Origin of the sequence: Pseudoalteromonas sp. SCSIO 43101 (assembly GCF_023650775.1) — a bacterium.
Classification (GTDB): domain Bacteria; phylum Pseudomonadota; class Gammaproteobacteria; order Enterobacterales; family Alteromonadaceae; genus Pseudoalteromonas; species Pseudoalteromonas apostichopi.
The window spans coordinates 1,630,126-1,644,144 of sequence record NZ_CP072673.1 but is presented as its reverse complement, the minus strand read 5'-3'; the positions used below and the strand labels follow the sequence as shown (position 1 = coordinate 1,644,144).

Annotated in this window: 16 protein-coding genes; 10 read left to right on the top strand and 6 right to left on the bottom strand. The window is 39.0% G+C overall.

From position 1 onward, the window contains the following. The first annotated feature begins 6 nt into the window (after positions 1 to 6). The 9 genes from ccoO (at position 7) to uspE (ending at position 7,487) form a co-directional block, all read left to right on the top strand. Positions 7 to 681, top strand: a complete 675-nt coding sequence (gene ccoO, locus J8Z25_RS07740) for a cytochrome-c oxidase, cbb3-type subunit II (RefSeq protein WP_130051646.1) — start codon at positions 7 to 9, stop codon at positions 679 to 681. 5 nt (positions 682 to 686) lie between these two features. Then, positions 687 to 872 (top strand): cbb3-type cytochrome oxidase subunit 3, encoded by a 186-nt coding sequence (locus tag J8Z25_RS07735; protein ID WP_062569269.1) that lies wholly within the window; start codon positions 687 to 689, stop codon positions 870 to 872. Then, positions 869 to 1,834 (top strand): cytochrome-c oxidase, cbb3-type subunit III, encoded by a 966-nt coding sequence (gene ccoP / locus J8Z25_RS07730; RefSeq protein ID WP_130051647.1) that lies wholly within the window; start codon positions 869 to 871, stop codon positions 1,832 to 1,834. Before J8Z25_RS07735 ends, ccoP begins: the two co-directional genes overlap by 4 nt. Before the next feature lie 149 nt (positions 1,835 to 1,983). Then, positions 1,984 to 2,475 (top strand): FixH family protein, encoded by a 492-nt coding sequence (locus J8Z25_RS07725; RefSeq protein ID WP_130051648.1) that lies wholly within the window; start codon positions 1,984 to 1,986, stop codon positions 2,473 to 2,475. A gap of 9 nt (positions 2,476 to 2,484) precedes the next feature. After that, a complete protein-coding gene (locus J8Z25_RS07720) occupies positions 2,485 to 4,860 on the top strand; it encodes a heavy metal translocating P-type ATPase (RefSeq protein ID WP_250661938.1) in 2,376 nt (791 codons plus the stop codon). Then, on the top strand, positions 4,857 to 5,024 hold the full coding sequence (ccoS, locus tag J8Z25_RS07715) for a cbb3-type cytochrome oxidase assembly protein CcoS (protein ID WP_058551123.1): 168 nt from the start codon (positions 4,857 to 4,859) through the stop codon (positions 5,022 to 5,024). Before J8Z25_RS07720 ends, ccoS begins: the two co-directional genes overlap by 4 nt. Continuing rightward, on the top strand, positions 5,017 to 5,688 hold the full coding sequence (locus J8Z25_RS07710) for a sulfite exporter TauE/SafE family protein (RefSeq protein ID WP_250661937.1): 672 nt from the start codon (positions 5,017 to 5,019) through the stop codon (positions 5,686 to 5,688). Before ccoS ends, J8Z25_RS07710 begins: the two co-directional genes overlap by 8 nt. A gap of 38 nt (positions 5,689 to 5,726) precedes the next feature. Then, a complete protein-coding gene (locus J8Z25_RS07705; protein WP_130051651.1) occupies positions 5,727 to 6,461 on the top strand; it encodes an FNR family transcription factor in 735 nt (244 codons plus the stop codon). 102 nt (positions 6,462 to 6,563) lie between these two features. Continuing rightward, positions 6,564 to 7,487, top strand: coding sequence for a universal stress protein UspE (gene uspE / locus J8Z25_RS07700; RefSeq protein WP_130051652.1), 924 nt, complete (start codon positions 6,564 to 6,566; stop codon positions 7,485 to 7,487). A 43-nt stretch (positions 7,488 to 7,530) separates the two neighbouring features. On the opposite strand, the gene ttcA is transcribed toward uspE, so the two are convergent. The 6 genes from ttcA to J8Z25_RS07670 all read right to left on the bottom strand — a co-directional run bounded on the left by ttcA (position 7,531) and on the right by J8Z25_RS07670 (position 12,376). Continuing rightward, positions 7,531 to 8,424 carry a tRNA 2-thiocytidine(32) synthetase TtcA gene (gene ttcA / locus J8Z25_RS07695; RefSeq protein WP_130051653.1) on the bottom strand — a complete coding sequence of 298 codons (894 nt, stop codon included), beginning with the start codon at positions 8,422 to 8,424 and terminating at the stop codon, positions 7,531 to 7,533. A 219-nt stretch (positions 8,425 to 8,643) separates the two neighbouring features. Further along, positions 8,644 to 9,063: a hypothetical protein gene (locus J8Z25_RS07690; RefSeq protein WP_178926881.1), complete on the bottom strand. Its 420-nt coding sequence runs from the start codon at positions 9,061 to 9,063 to the stop codon at positions 8,644 to 8,646. Between the two features lie 118 nt (positions 9,064 to 9,181). Further along, positions 9,182 to 9,493, bottom strand: a complete 312-nt coding sequence (locus J8Z25_RS07685; RefSeq protein ID WP_250661936.1) for a hypothetical protein — start codon at positions 9,491 to 9,493, stop codon at positions 9,182 to 9,184. 11 nt (positions 9,494 to 9,504) lie between these two features. Beyond that, positions 9,505 to 10,398, bottom strand: a complete 894-nt coding sequence (gene ppk2, locus J8Z25_RS07680; protein WP_130051656.1) for a polyphosphate kinase 2 — start codon at positions 10,396 to 10,398, stop codon at positions 9,505 to 9,507. 498 nt (positions 10,399 to 10,896) lie between these two features. Further along, positions 10,897 to 11,565, bottom strand: a complete 669-nt coding sequence (locus J8Z25_RS07675; protein WP_250661935.1) for a DUF2987 domain-containing protein — start codon at positions 11,563 to 11,565, stop codon at positions 10,897 to 10,899. Beyond that, positions 11,558 to 12,376, bottom strand: coding sequence for a glucosaminidase domain-containing protein (locus J8Z25_RS07670; RefSeq protein ID WP_250661934.1), 819 nt, complete (start codon positions 12,374 to 12,376; stop codon positions 11,558 to 11,560). The genes J8Z25_RS07675 and J8Z25_RS07670 overlap by 8 nt, the downstream gene beginning before the upstream one ends. Positions 12,377 to 12,590: 214 nt before the next feature. On the opposite strand from J8Z25_RS07670, the gene J8Z25_RS07665 reads away from it, so the two are divergent. Then, on the top strand, positions 12,591 to 13,886 hold the full coding sequence (locus J8Z25_RS07665) for an anti-phage deoxyguanosine triphosphatase (RefSeq protein WP_167658837.1): 1,296 nt from the start codon (positions 12,591 to 12,593) through the stop codon (positions 13,884 to 13,886). Positions 13,887 to 14,019 lie beyond the last annotated feature (133 nt).

Sequence of the window (14,019 nt, the reverse complement as noted above, 5' to 3'; positions counted from 1 at the left end):
AGCACGATGAGCAATAATAATTCACAAAACAAACACGAAATAGTCGAAAAGAACGTTGGCCTTATGGCTATCTTGACTGTCTTTGCAATCAGCTTTGGTGCACTAGTTGAGATTACTCCCCTAATGTTCCAAGATGATACGACTAAACCTGTTGATGGCCTACGCCCTCTTACAGCATTAGAAATGGAAGGCCGTGACATCTACGTGCGTGAAGGTTGTTACAACTGTCACTCACAAATGATTCGCCCTTTCCGTGACGAGGTTGAGCGTTATGGTCACTACTCTGTAGCTGGTGAGTCAGTATGGGATCACCCATTCCAATGGGGTTCTAAACGTACTGGTCCTGACCTAGCTCGTGTTGGTGAGCGTTACTCAGACGATTGGCACCATGCTCACTTAATGGATCCACGTGCAGTGGTTCCTGAGTCAAACATGCCAGCGTTTCCTTGGTTAGACGAAAACAGAGTCGATACGACCCATACACTTAAAAAGCTTCAAATATTCCGTGATAGCTTCGGAATTGACAAAGCTAGCGACCGTTACGACGGTAAAGGTTATGGTAGTGACGAAGAGCTACAAGCTGACATTGCGAAAATCGAAGCCATGAACGATGGTAAAGGCGCAACTGAAATGCAAGCTCTAATCGCTTACTTACAACAGCTTGGCACACACTTGAAGTAATTATTATGGATTACGGAACATACAGAGGCATTTTGACTCTGGTAATTTTAGTACTGTTTATTGTGATTGTTGTATGGGCATACAGCAAGCGTAGCAAAAGCCGATTTGATGACGCTGCTAATGCCATATTTGAAGATGAAAAAAAACACAACAACACAATCTCTAACGAGGAAAAGGAGTCTGAGAAATGACTAGCTTTTGGAGTATATGGGTTATTGTATTAACCCTAGCGTGTCTTGCTATCATCTTCGGCCTACTTCTGTGGAACTTGAAAAACTACACAGGTGTTAAAGAAGGCGAAAGCTGTGGTCACGAGTTTGACGGCATTGAAGAACTAAATAACCCACTTCCAAAATGGTGGACTTACATGTTCTTCGCAACATTTATTTGGTCTGTATACTATCTTGCAGCCTACCCTGGTTTAGGTAACTGGGAAGGTTTAGGTAAATGGACAAGTTCTAACCAAGGTATTACTTCTCTAGCTGAGTCTAAAGAAGCGACTGAACAAGCATTAGCTAATGGTGAGAACGTTCAATTAGACCAAGAATTTATTGCCGCTGATGAGCGTTTTGGCCCAATCTTTGAGTCATTTGCAAAACAAGATATTGAAACACTAGTTAAAGATGAAAAAGCGCTTGAGATTGGTCAACGTTTGTTCTCACAAAACTGTGCACAATGTCATGGTTCAGATGCACGTGGTGGTCAAGGCTTCCCTAACCTAACGGATAACGATTGGTTATATGGTGGCACACCAGACAAAATCAAAGAAACACTTCTTTATGGTCGTGTAGCTGCAATGCCACCATGGGGTGATGCGCTTGGCGAGCAAGGCATTAAAGAAATGACTGCTCACGTACTTAGCCTTTCAGGCCGTACAGTTAACCAAAAAGACGCTGCTGCAGGTGCTGCTAAGTTTGCAATGTGTGCTGCGTGTCACGGTGCTGACGGTAAAGGTTCGGTTGCACACAACTTACCATTTGGTGCACCTAATCTAACAGATAACATCTGGTTATATGGTGGTTCAAAACGTGCTGTTGAAGAAACACTAACCAATGGCCGCGCAGGTGTAATGCCAGCATGGAAAGACATTTTAGGTGAAGATAAAGTACACCTACTAACTGCTTACGTTTACAGCTTATCGCAAGATAAATAACCACGCGGTTAAAAAAATGTATAAACAATTAATCATTTAATTCAATAGATTAATTAAGATCAAAAAAGCCTCTATCTAGAGGCTTTTTTTTAGTCTTTTGCTTTTAAATCCGATAAAATGCTTACAACGTTTTTAAAGGTATAAGTACTATGAAACCCACTCCTTGGTATAAAAACTTTTGGCCATGGTTTTTAATCTCTTTTCCTCTTGCAGCGATCATTGGCTGCGCTGGTCTTATTTATATGGCAATTGGTAACGGCCCAGATATGGTTGTTGATGATTACTATAAAAAAGGTAAAGCAATTAACCTTGAACTCAGCAAATTTAATAAAGCAAAAGCGCTTTATTTACATGGCGATTTAAATGTTACTAACGACAAAGTTGCATTCACCTTCACTAAAGGTGATGCAAGCAATGTCCACTCTTTAAAAATGTCATTTTATCATCGCACCATTAAGGCAAATGACTTTGATGTGAGCTTAATGAAAAACGCCCATGGCGATTTTACAGCCCTACTCGACGCTCATGTTGACGGCGCATATACAGTGTTTATTGAACCAATAGATAACAGTTGGAAACTCAAAGAAGACATCATTTTACCAACTGATAAAACAATTTCGATTAGCCCTGAATATAAGTAGTAAACTCTAATGTCCGATAATTGCTTTCATTGTCTTGAAAGTGTGCCAAAAGGCTTTAATGCGACTGTCGAAATAGACGGTAAGGCACAACCTATGTGTTGTATTGGTTGCCAAACGGTTGCAGAAAATATCGTCGCCCAAGGCATGACCGATTACTATAAATTTAGAACCGTACGCTCTGGTAAAGTTGAACAACTTGTTCCAGAGCAACTCGAGTTGATCAAAAGTTACGATAACGAAGATATTCAAGACGAGTTTATTTCTGCCTCTAATAATTTATCCGAGGTGCTACTAACGGTTGAAGGCATAACCTGTGCTGCTTGTGCGTGGTTAATCGAAAAACAATTACTCAATCTAAAAGCGATAAAACGCGTTGATGTAAATACATCGACCAACCGTGCCATGATCCAATGGGATAAATCGGTTACTCCGCTTAGCCAAATTATTACCTCATTACACGAAATCGGCTATAAAGCTTATCCGTTTCAGGCAGACCTTGAGGCCAGTCAAAAACAGCAAGCTGCTAAAGCCTATATCCGCCGTTTAGGTGTTGCGGGTCTAATGACCATGCAAGTAATGATGTTCGCTTTTGCCATGTATTTTGGCATGTTCTCGGGCATGGAAGAAAACTTCGAACAGTATTTCCGCTGGATAAGCCTTGTGCTTGCTTCACCGGTAATTCTCTATAGTGCCCTACCATTCTTAACTAATGCGATTAATGGTTTAAAAGCAAAACAGCTAAATATGGACCTACCCGTATCTTTAGCAATTTTTGGTGCTTATGGGGCAAGTTGTTATGCCACTTTAATGTCTGTTGGCGAAGTTTATTTTGAATCTATCTGTATGTTTACCTTTTTATTATTACTAGGTAAATATTTAGAATTTAGAGCTCGCTTAAAAGCCAGTGAGTTTACTGCTAACTTGCAAAAGTTACTGCCCCTTACAGCCCGTATCATCGATGAAAACAATCAAGAATCAATTATCGCAGCTAAAAAGCTAAGACTAGGTGATGTTGTATTAATTAAAGCAGGCGAAACAATTCCTGCTGACGGTATCATTATACAAGGTCAAACAACTGTTGATGAAGCCATGATGACAGGTGAGCATCAGCCAGTTAATAAGTTTATTAACCATCAAGTATACGCAGGGACTATTAACCACGATGGTGTGATCCGTATTGAGATCAACAAAATCGGTCAAAATACCTTACTTAATCAAATTATAAAGTTACAACACACAGCTTTAACTAAACGCCCAAGATTAGTTGAAATAACTGATAAGGTGGCTCAGTGGTTTGTAGCGTGTTTATTAGTGTTTGCGTCAATTACAGCGATTGGCTGGTATCAAATAGACCCTGAGCATGCTTTTTGGATTACTATTTCGGTGCTTGTTGCAACCTGCCCTTGCGCACTGAGCTTAGCGATTCCTACCGCCCTTACGTGTGCAGTAGCAAGCCTGACAAAGCGTGGAATTTTAATTAAACAAGCCCATGTATTAGAAACGCTACCGCAACTAACCGATATTGCCTTTGATAAAACAGGCACCCTTACCCAAGGTCGTTTCACTATAGAGCGAGTTGAACTAGTAAACAGCCAGTATAGTGAAGCTGACGCATTACGACTAGCAGCGCAACTTGAAAGTTTCTCTGAGCACCCGATTGCTAATGCGTTCGCTGGTTTCAACGATACAGTGAACCCAATTGAGAATGTTACAATCGAACCGGGTAAAGGCATTACAGCGGAACTTAATAATCAGCACTATGCGATAGGTAAAAGTGGCTGGTTCGATACTGATAAAGCAGATGCTCAAGCAACCTTGTATATCAATAAACAAGTAGTTGCGCGCTTTTACCTAGCCGATAGCTTACGTAACAACGCAGAAAAATTGATTACTAAACTGCATTCACAGCAGCTCAAGTGTCATATGTTAACTGGTGATGCTTCAAACAGTGGTGAGCAAATTGCTAAGCAGTTAAATTTAGATACTGTACATGCAGCATGTAGCCCTCGTGACAAACAAACCCATGTTGAAGCATTGGCTAGCAAAGGTGCCATTGTTGCTATGGTTGGTGATGGTGTGAATGATAGCCCGGTATTTGCAAGTGCCCATTTATCTATTGCGATGGAAACTGGCGCCGATATTTCCAAAAATAGTGCCGATGTGGTATTACTCAATAGTGATCTAACCGCCATTGAACATTTGCTTACTGTCTCGAAGAAGACTCGCCGTATTGTTAAGCAAAACTTGGCATTATCACTTATTTACAATGGTTCGATTTTACCACTTGCAGCACTAGGACTTGTAGCTCCTTGGATGGCCGTTATTGGTATGTCTGCAAGCTCCATTTTGGTTATTACCAACTCATTAAGGTTATTAAAACTATGAGTATCATCTACATCCTCATCCCAATTGCCATTTTATTTGTGCTAATTGCTATTGGTGTGTTCTTTTGGGCTGTAAAAAGCGAACAATTTTCTGATTTAAACAAACAGGGCCACAGTATCCTGTTTGAAGACGATAAAGAGCAGCACAACAAAAGTAATGATTGATCCGCTGTTTATTAGTGCATTTGTAATGGGCTTGTTAGGCAGTGGTCACTGTCTGGCTATGTGTGGTGGTATTTCCAGTAGTTTACAACTTGCCGCTAGCAAAAATCGTGCAGTTCGCTTTTCTGTTGCTTATAACCTTGGCAGAGCGCTCAGTTACATGCTTGCCGGTGCTCTAGTAGCCGGTATTAGTAGTCGCTTCGCTGCACAAAATACCTCAATCTCAGTAGGTTTATCGTTTCTAAGTGGTATTTTTATGCTACTTGTTGGGATTTATATCATGCGCCTAGCGCCCACCCTACAGTGGCTAGAAAAATTAGGAAAAACGCTAGTATGGCAGCATTTATCTAAACTGAATCGTTATTTACTACCTGTCGATACAACGCCAAAGGCCCTGTTGTATGGCGCTTTATGGGGATGGCTGCCGTGTGGATTAGTTTATTCGGCACTAACTTGGGCACTTACCAGCCCTTCTGCCCTTCACGGTGCTGGGGTAATGTTATTTTTTGCCTTAGGGACATTTCCTGCAATGATTAGTATTGGTCTAGTCAGTCAAAAAATAAACACTATTTTCAACCATGTTTGGATTAGGGTTATTCTAGGCAGCGTAATAATATGGTACGGTATATACTTATTAATTATAGCAACCGATAAGCTAATTCATTAATCTTAGCGGTTGTTAACTTATTTGAATGGATTTGATGTATGGACTTCTCACAAAACAAGTCAAAAGGCTTATGCACAATTAGCTGTAATAATTGCAGTATCAGCCAGCTATGTTTACCATTTTCATTAAACGGTCAAGAAATGGATCGTCTAGATGAAATCATCGAACGTAAAAAACCACTGCATAAAGGTGATTATTTATTTGAATCTGGTGAAAGCTTAAATGCCATTTATGCTGTGCGCTCAGGTTCGTTTAAATCTTACACTCTATCTGAACAAGGTGACGAGCAAATTACCGGTTTCCATTTAGCTGGCGATTTAGTCGGTTTCGATGCAATCAACAAAATGGCACATCAAAGTTTTTCTCAAGCCCTTGAAACATCTATGGTGTGTGAAATTCCATTCGATACGCTTGATGAATTAGCCGGTAAATTACCAAAATTGCGCCAACAAATTATGCGTTTAATGAGTAATGAAATTAACTACGACCAAGAAATGCTGTTGTTACTCAACAAAAAATCAGCTGAAGAGCGCCTTGCAAGTTTTATTTACAACTTGGCTGAACGCTTTGGTGAGCGTGGTTTTTCACGTAAAGAATTCCGTTTAACTATGACGCGTGGTGAAATCGGTAACTACTTGGGCCTAACTGTTGAAACAATTAGCCGCCTTTTAAGTCGCTTTCAAAAGGCTGGTTTTATTAAGGTTGAGGGCAAGTTTATCACCATTTTGGACCAGCAGGCACTTGCTACAACAGCGGCAATTAAATGTAAATAGAGTTTGATTTAACGCAACTTTATACTGTTTACCCCTTTAACTGTTCTAAATTTAGGTTACACTCAAAGTACTACTTTTTGCGGAACAGTTAAGGAGCAGCACATGGACGCAATTAAACGAATTTTAGCAGTTATAGACCCAACTAAAGAGCAGCAACACAGTTTAAGCCGCTCAATCGATCTAGCCAAAAAATCTGGCGCGACCATCACCGCTTTCCTCAGTATCTACGACTTCTCTTATGAAATGACAACTATGCTTTCAGCTGATGAGCGTGAAGCAATGCGAGAAGCCGTGATAAAAGACCGCCAAGAATGGTTAAATGAACAAATTGCACTTTATCCAGAACTCACTATTGATAGTTGTGTGGTTTGGCATAACCGTCCTTACGAAGCTATTATTAACACCGTGATCAACGATGGTTTTGATCTTGTTGTTAAAGGCACTCATCAACACGACACACTAAAATCGGTTATTTTCACACCTACCGACTGGCACCTTATTCGTAAGTGCCCTGCTCCAGTGTTACTTGTTAAAGAAAAAGAATGGCCAGCTCAGGGGAATATTCTAGCGGCTGTGAACGCGGTGAGTGAAAATGAGCAACACCTTGAACTTAACAAGCGTATTATTAATGATGCCCGCTTCATTTGTGACTTAGCCAATGCCACGCTTAATATTGTAAATGCGTACCCAGCAACACCGGTTAATATTGCAATAGAAATCCCAGAGTTTAATCCTGGCGTTTATAACGAATCAGTTAAAAAACATCACTTTGAATCAACGCTCTCTTTAGCTAAAGGGTTTGATATTGACCAAGCTCAATGCTACATAGAGGAAGGTTTACCAGAAGATGTCATTCCAGATGTTGCTGCACGCCTTAACAGCGAGTTAGTAGTGATTGGTACTGTTGGTCGCACTGGCTTGAGTGCTGCGCTTGTTGGTAATACTGCAGAGCACGTTATTGATAGTCTTGATTGCGATGTCTTAGCCCTAAAACCAGATGGCTATGTGAGCCCACTCGCTAAGTAACAACCTGAATATGTATTAAAAAAGCCCCAGTTTGGGGCTTTTTTTATATATTTGTTACATCAATGAACAATGATTCATCAATGTTTGTTGATGAGACCACCGCCTCGCTAAAGTCATAGCTTTCACGATTGCCTTCTCTATCAAGTGGTAAGTTTTCAAAATCAAACAAGTTTCTATCAGCAAGCTGGCTTGGGCTGACATTCTGTAAAGACTTAAAGATACTCTCAACGCGACCTGGAGTTTTCTTATCCCACTCTGTCAGCATCGCTTTAATTGATTGACGCTGTAGATTTTCTTGAGAACCGCATAGGTTACATGGAATGATCGGGAAATCTTTGTGCTCAGCGTATTTAATTAAATCTTTTTCACGACAATATGATAACGGACGAATAACTACGTTACGTTCATCATCTGAACGTAATTTTGGTGGCATCGCTTTTAATCGTGAACCATGGAACATATTTAAAAACATAGTTTCGACGATGTCATCCAAGTGATGACCTAGTGCTAGTTTGGTCGCACCAATTTTTTCTGCAAATGAGTAAAGTGTACCGCGACGAAGTCGTGAACACAGACCGCAGGTTGTTTTGCCCTCTGGTACTTTTTCTTTTACTACTGAGTAAGTATCTTTATCAACGATGTAATACGGGATATTTAGCGTTTCAAAGTAATCAGGCAAAATATGCTCAGGAAAACCAGGCTGCTTTTGATCAAGGTTTACGGCAATCACTTCAAATTTAATTGGCGCAGCTTTTTGTAAATTAAGCAAAATATCAAGCATTGCGAATGAATCTTTACCACCACTGATACATGCCATAACAACATCGCCGTCTTCAATCATGTTGTAATCAGTAATCGCATTACCAACATGCCTTCTTAGACGCTTTTGAAGTTTATTAAATTCAAGAGTTTCTTTTCTAGTATCAGTTTGATTCATTTGCTCTGCTCATACAGGCTTTACTAAGCCATGTTTCATAGTAAAAAGTTCGGCGTGGATTATACGGACTTTTTGAGCCAGTTGAAATGATTAGCTTGGGATAATTAAAAAGCATAACTCGTGAAGATATTACGTAAACTAAGGCTCTTTATGAATAGCATTAAAGGATCATCAATTTACAGGCTTATTTTAGGGTTTTCTGACTTCAATAAGCTAACTTCATTTTACTGTGCATTTATAACGCGAAGCTGTACAAGCAAGATCAGGCCAATCATCTCTGCCCCAGCAGTATTTATCATTTCTAAGTGGTTTTAGGTGCCAAACTACAGGTTTACCTTTTTTATCTAAGCGAGTTTCATTTTCAAGCTGCACTCGAATTAAATTTTTCTCTGTCGATAAAATAGTATATACAAAGGTTTTTCTTGCTTCAGTCTCAGAAATATAGCCCTGCTCGTCATAAGAGATTTCTAATGTTTTGTTTTTAAACGCTATAGTATGAAAATTAGCTTCACAAACTGGGCTATTTGTAGACTGCCATGAGCCTTGTAACTTAGTTTGCATTTCTTGGTTGATAGGTGAATAACTGCTACAAGCTGAACATAGCAGTAAAATAACAAAAAATGCCGGAATAATTTTCATAATTATGCTTTTAAGTCCCTGAAAAGTTGACGTTTAGCATAACGAGAATCGTAAAAATGTCCAGCAATAAGCTTAATACAAAACAAAGGGCACATGAGCCATGCGCCCCTTGTTAACCTTAAGTGTTTTTAGTTTTTGTCTTATTTTTTGCCATTCGTTTGGCACGTTTTATTGCCGATTTTTTAGAAGCATTTTTCTGCGCTATTTTTAACACTTTAGCTTCTTTTAACTGCTTTTTGGCTTCTTTCAACCGCTTTTTAGCATTTTTAGCCAGGCTCTCTGCTTCGCTGGCACACTCTACAGCGGCTTGTGCTTTAAGTGCTGCATCTTTTGCAATTTCAGAGGTTCTGGCCACCTCTATTTTACTTTTTTCGATAACTTTTTCGAGCTTTGCAAGGCGCTTTTTAAATATTGACTCTGAATTTTTCATTGTATTCTCCTTTACTGACGCGTAGACATGCGGGTAGGTTCAGTGACAATAAGCGGGTCAACCCGATTGACTATATCCTGATCTTTTTCTGGGTAATCCAAACAACTTAAGAAATGACGCATACAGTTGATACGACCCCGTTTTTTATCATCAGAGCGAATTTGTGTCCAAGGCGCATCTTTTGTATGGGTATGAAACATCATCGCATCTTTCGCGTCACTATAATCATGCCATTTAGCCAATGATGCCATATCAACCGGACTCAGCTTCCATTGCTTAAGCGGGTCGTTTTGACGTGATTTAAAGCGTCTGAATTGCTCTTCTCTACTGACCGAAAACCAATATTTAAATAGCTTAATACCGCTATTCACCAACATACGTTCAAGTTGTGGTGTTTGACGCATAAACTCTAAATATTCGTGATCATCACAAAAGCCCATTACCTTCTCTACACCGGCTCGGTTATACCAAGAGCGATCAAATAGTATAATTTCACCTTTGCTTGGCAGGTGATTAATGTAACGCTGAAAGTACCATTGTTCTCGCTCTCTTGAAGTTGGTTTTTCTAAAGCCACTACGTGCGCACCACGCGGATTTAAATGCTCCATAAAGCGTTTAATAGTGCCTCCTTTACCCGCCGCATCTCGACCTTCAAATAAAACCACTATTTGTTGATTGGTCTCTTTTACCCAACCTTGCATTTTCAAAAGTTCAATTTGCAGTTCGTGTTTATGGCGCTCGTATTCAACCAGGTCCATTTTGCGTTTATATGGATATTTACCGTCTGCATTCCACTTTAGGCTTGGGTTTTTAACATTTAAATCAAAAATTACATTCTGTTTCGCATTGGCTTCGGCTAATTTCTGTTTTTTAACTGATACAGGTTCGACATTGACTATCTGCATAACGACTCCTTTTAAACTATAAGTACCTATATTGAGATCTTTATAGTTTTACTTTAAGCCAGTTATTGCTAAGTAACTTGATCTAAATCTATATTTTTATTTCTTGAAAAATCATTAAAAAATATAAAGTTAGCACTTTATAGCTAATTAAAAATAAGCCTATAAAAGTAAAATCAAGCCCTTTTTCTATAGTAAAAAACAATCAGATAAAACCTATATCTTCATACCGTTTTCATATCTAAATACAAGCTGTTACTTAAACTGCGCTGCAATACAAGTAATTAGAAAAAATATTAAATGAGGGAATAAACTAGACAAGAGAAGCTGTTATATAAATTGCTTTATTTATATTGAATTTTCAATTTTGATACTAAACTAAAGTAACGAGATAAACTTTTAAAAAAAGAGACACAAGAACTATCTTCTCAACATTGAAAAAGGGACCTTAATAAGATCCCTTTTGTCGATATTTAAACGATTTTAGCCGATGTATAGTGGTTATTTAACGATCCAAGGCGTGGCGCTAATAAGCTTAGCATGACTGCTTAATACCGTTTCATCATCTTGCCAGTCATCAGAAACCTTAATTGAGCAACGTTGCTCCTTACAGCTAACACCGTTTGCCGAGATAGCATCTTGGCCGTTAAATTTTAGTACAACACCTTGTTGTTCAGGCAGCAAAAACCACATTAATTTGCTAACGAAAAAGCCCGACAAATCAGATAGTAGCTCGTCAAATTCTTCATTTAACGTATACAAGTTTGCTTTACTAAGCTCAAAATCAGCCAGATCAGTTGCTTCAATTTGCAACCTTAATTGACAATCATGTTTTGGATTTTCTGGCTGAACAACAATAACGGCTTTATCTGTATCTAGCTGCTTATCAAAAGGTAAAAGCAATTGAGCTTTATCTGTATAAGTTAAGTCAAACTCTTGTTTCTCTGTAATTATTTTACCTGATTTGATTGTACATACTTCGCTAGTAGCAATATCAGACAAATAAAAATTAACTTGAGCGTATTGAAATTCGCCTTTATTAACGACTTTCAAACGATCATAAAAACCATCGTATGCAACAACAAATTCAGTAGCAGCGGCCTTAGAGGCAACTGCACCTAGTGCAACCGCAATGGTTGTAAATTTTAACCACGGAAGGAATTTATTCATCAAAGTAAGCTCTGTTTTGATTTATCATTTTATTTAATTCTTCAATGTACGCTTCACCGCGCTCAGAATACGACAACAAGCCCTGTGTTAGCTTAGTAGCATCAATTGGCTTTTGCTGGCGACGTAAATCGGCTCGAATTGATCGTAAATCTTTATACGCTGCGTGAGTATTAATATTTTTAAAATATGAGCTTACAGCAGCACGTACCGATTTAAAAGCAGTCACTTCATGAGCGGCTTCGTTGGCTCGACGACGTGGTACCATGCCACAGCCTTTTTTATAACACCACTGACCGAAAAAGTTTAAGCCAATTCGAGCAAAACGTGACGTACCCCATGCTGATTCGTTAGCCGCCTGCATAAGCGCAAGTTCTTTTGGAATGATATCTACACGGCGCAGAGCTTGGGTCAGTGATAAGGTATCAATAGTGGTTGGTAACTTGTAGCTGGTCAGTATTTTCTTAATATCTGATTGCTGTTTACTACTTAGCGGCTCATTATACTCAAGCATCATGCGTGCAATTTCTATGAGCGCACGTTGTTGTAGGATCTTTTTATTCTCAGCCTCAACATCAGGACGGATAAAGTCAAAAAATGCATGTTTCTTTTCTTTCACATCAGTAAACGCTGCAAAATCAGGCAGTTTTACATTATGTAATGGCTTTTCTTTTTTGATTACGCGCTGAGTGCCAATAGGTGTTGTCTGTGACTGTTCATCCCCCTCATCCAGAGTATCTTTATCCATAAATGGCGACAACAACGCCCATGCAAAAAAAGCGGCCAGTAAAGCTCTAAAAACGTAATTCAGCATGTATTCTCTCAAATAAACTTTTACTAATATGCGGTAACTTCACGCACACACAATGGCGAAGTATACCAAAGCAGACATTTTTTGGCGAATTAGCCCTGAGATAGTTTCTTAAAGTATAACTAAAGAAGCGTTATGAACCGCCAATTTACTCGCAATTTTCAAGCGCTTGCGTATACTTAAATGCAACCAAACGAGAAATAGGAAGGTTATTTTTATGTGCCAATCTTGGCAAGCTCGCATTATTGATCAGCAAAAATATCGTCCCAACGATAACCGCTCAGCTTGGCAAGTTGACCGCTCTCGTATCATACATGCTGCAGCATTTAGGCGTCTGCAGGCTAAAACCCAAATTATGGGTATTGGCTTAAATGATTTTTACCGAACTCGCCTTACTCATTCTTTAGAAGTTGCACAAATTGGTAGTGGATTATTACGCCACTTAAAAAAGCAACACCCTGAATTTACGAATTTTCCGAGTGGTAGTTTACTTGAAACCTTATGTCTTGCTCATGATATCGGTCATCCACCTTTCGGTCATGGTGGTGAAATAGCATTAAACTACATGATGCGCGATCATGGTGGTTTTGAAGGTAATGCCCAAACCCTGAGAATTGTTTCTAAACTTGAGCCTTATTCTAATGGATATGGCATGAATCTAACCAGACGCACCTTGCTTGGCTTTATTAAATACCCAGCCTTTATTGATGACTTGTGGCACACCATTCCACCAAAAAGTGAACAGCGTAGCTTTATCAAAGCCGACCATTGGCGACCAGCTAAAGGTCTGTATCAAGATGATAAAGATATTTTCGATTGGATTATTGACCCACTGTCGAATAATGATAAACAACTACTGAGCAGTCACTATAAGGTTGATGAATTTAGAGCTAAAACTCACTATAAATCAATAGATTCAGCAATTATGGAATTGGCTGACGATATTGCTTATGCCGTACACGATTTAGAAGACGCCATAGCCACTGAAGTTTTAACCCTTGCAGATTGGCAAAACCATGCCTTAGTACAATTACAAGAATTAGACTCTGCTTGGTTAACAACACACTTAAGTTCGATTACAGCTAGACTGTTTTCCCATCATGAATATGAAAGAAAGGACGCCATTGGTGAGTTGGTTAACACCTTTATAATTAATGCCAAATTAATTGTACAAAATGCTGATTTTGAATCTGAAATATTACAGTACACTGTAAGTTTACCTGATGAATTTGCTGAAATTCTCAACGTGCTAAAGCATTTTGTTTTTAAACGGTTAATTCGCGAGCCAAAAATGCAGCAAGTTGAGTTTAAAGGGCAAAATCTGCTAATTGAATTATTTAGTGCCTTTGCTAGTGACCCCATGCGTTTATTACCTGAAACAACCCAAGACATGTGGCTTAACGCTCATCAGCAAGAAGATAATGCTATGCGTATAATTTGTGATTACTTAGCTGGGATGAGTGATGAATATGCCTATAAAACATATCAGAGGTTGTTTTTACCTACTTCTTGACTAGTTTTTGAATACAGCTGAAAACTGTTCTAAAATTAAACAGGTTATTAGAAAATAACCACTCCTCTTTGGATGCATTCTATTTAACAGGGATTGAAATGATGCTCAAAAAACACCTACTTTTAAGCGCTAT

Excerpts from the sequence above, each read along its gene's own strand:
- ccoO (WP_130051646.1), top strand. The coding sequence starts at position 7 with ATGAGCAATAATAATTCACAAAACAAACACGAAATAGTCGAAAAGAAC.
- J8Z25_RS07735 (WP_062569269.1), top strand. The coding sequence starts at position 687 with ATGGATTACGGAACATACAGAGGCATTTTGACTCTGGTAATTTTAGTA.
- ccoP (WP_130051647.1), top strand. The coding sequence starts at position 869 with ATGACTAGCTTTTGGAGTATATGGGTTATTGTATTAACCCTAGCGTGT.
- J8Z25_RS07725 (WP_130051648.1), top strand. The coding sequence starts at position 1,984 with ATGAAACCCACTCCTTGGTATAAAAACTTTTGGCCATGGTTTTTAATC.
- J8Z25_RS07720 (WP_250661938.1), top strand. The coding sequence starts at position 2,485 with ATGTCCGATAATTGCTTTCATTGTCTTGAAAGTGTGCCAAAAGGCTTT.
- ccoS (WP_058551123.1), top strand. The coding sequence starts at position 4,857 with ATGAGTATCATCTACATCCTCATCCCAATTGCCATTTTATTTGTGCTA.
- J8Z25_RS07710 (WP_250661937.1), top strand. The coding sequence starts at position 5,017 with ATGATTGATCCGCTGTTTATTAGTGCATTTGTAATGGGCTTGTTAGGC.
- J8Z25_RS07705 (WP_130051651.1), top strand. The coding sequence starts at position 5,727 with ATGGACTTCTCACAAAACAAGTCAAAAGGCTTATGCACAATTAGCTGT.
- uspE (WP_130051652.1), top strand. The coding sequence starts at position 6,564 with ATGGACGCAATTAAACGAATTTTAGCAGTTATAGACCCAACTAAAGAG.
- ttcA (WP_130051653.1), bottom strand. The coding sequence starts at position 8,424 with ATGAATCAAACTGATACTAGAAAAGAAACTCTTGAATTTAATAAACTT.
- J8Z25_RS07690 (WP_178926881.1), bottom strand. The coding sequence starts at position 9,063 with ATGAAAATTATTCCGGCATTTTTTGTTATTTTACTGCTATGTTCAGCT.
- J8Z25_RS07685 (WP_250661936.1), bottom strand. The coding sequence starts at position 9,493 with ATGAAAAATTCAGAGTCAATATTTAAAAAGCGCCTTGCAAAGCTCGAA.
- ppk2 (WP_130051656.1), bottom strand. The coding sequence starts at position 10,398 with ATGCAGATAGTCAATGTCGAACCTGTATCAGTTAAAAAACAGAAATTA.
- J8Z25_RS07675 (WP_250661935.1), bottom strand. The coding sequence starts at position 11,565 with ATGAATAAATTCCTTCCGTGGTTAAAATTTACAACCATTGCGGTTGCA.
- J8Z25_RS07670 (WP_250661934.1), bottom strand. The coding sequence starts at position 12,376 with ATGCTGAATTACGTTTTTAGAGCTTTACTGGCCGCTTTTTTTGCATGG.
- J8Z25_RS07665 (WP_167658837.1), top strand. The coding sequence starts at position 12,591 with ATGTGCCAATCTTGGCAAGCTCGCATTATTGATCAGCAAAAATATCGT.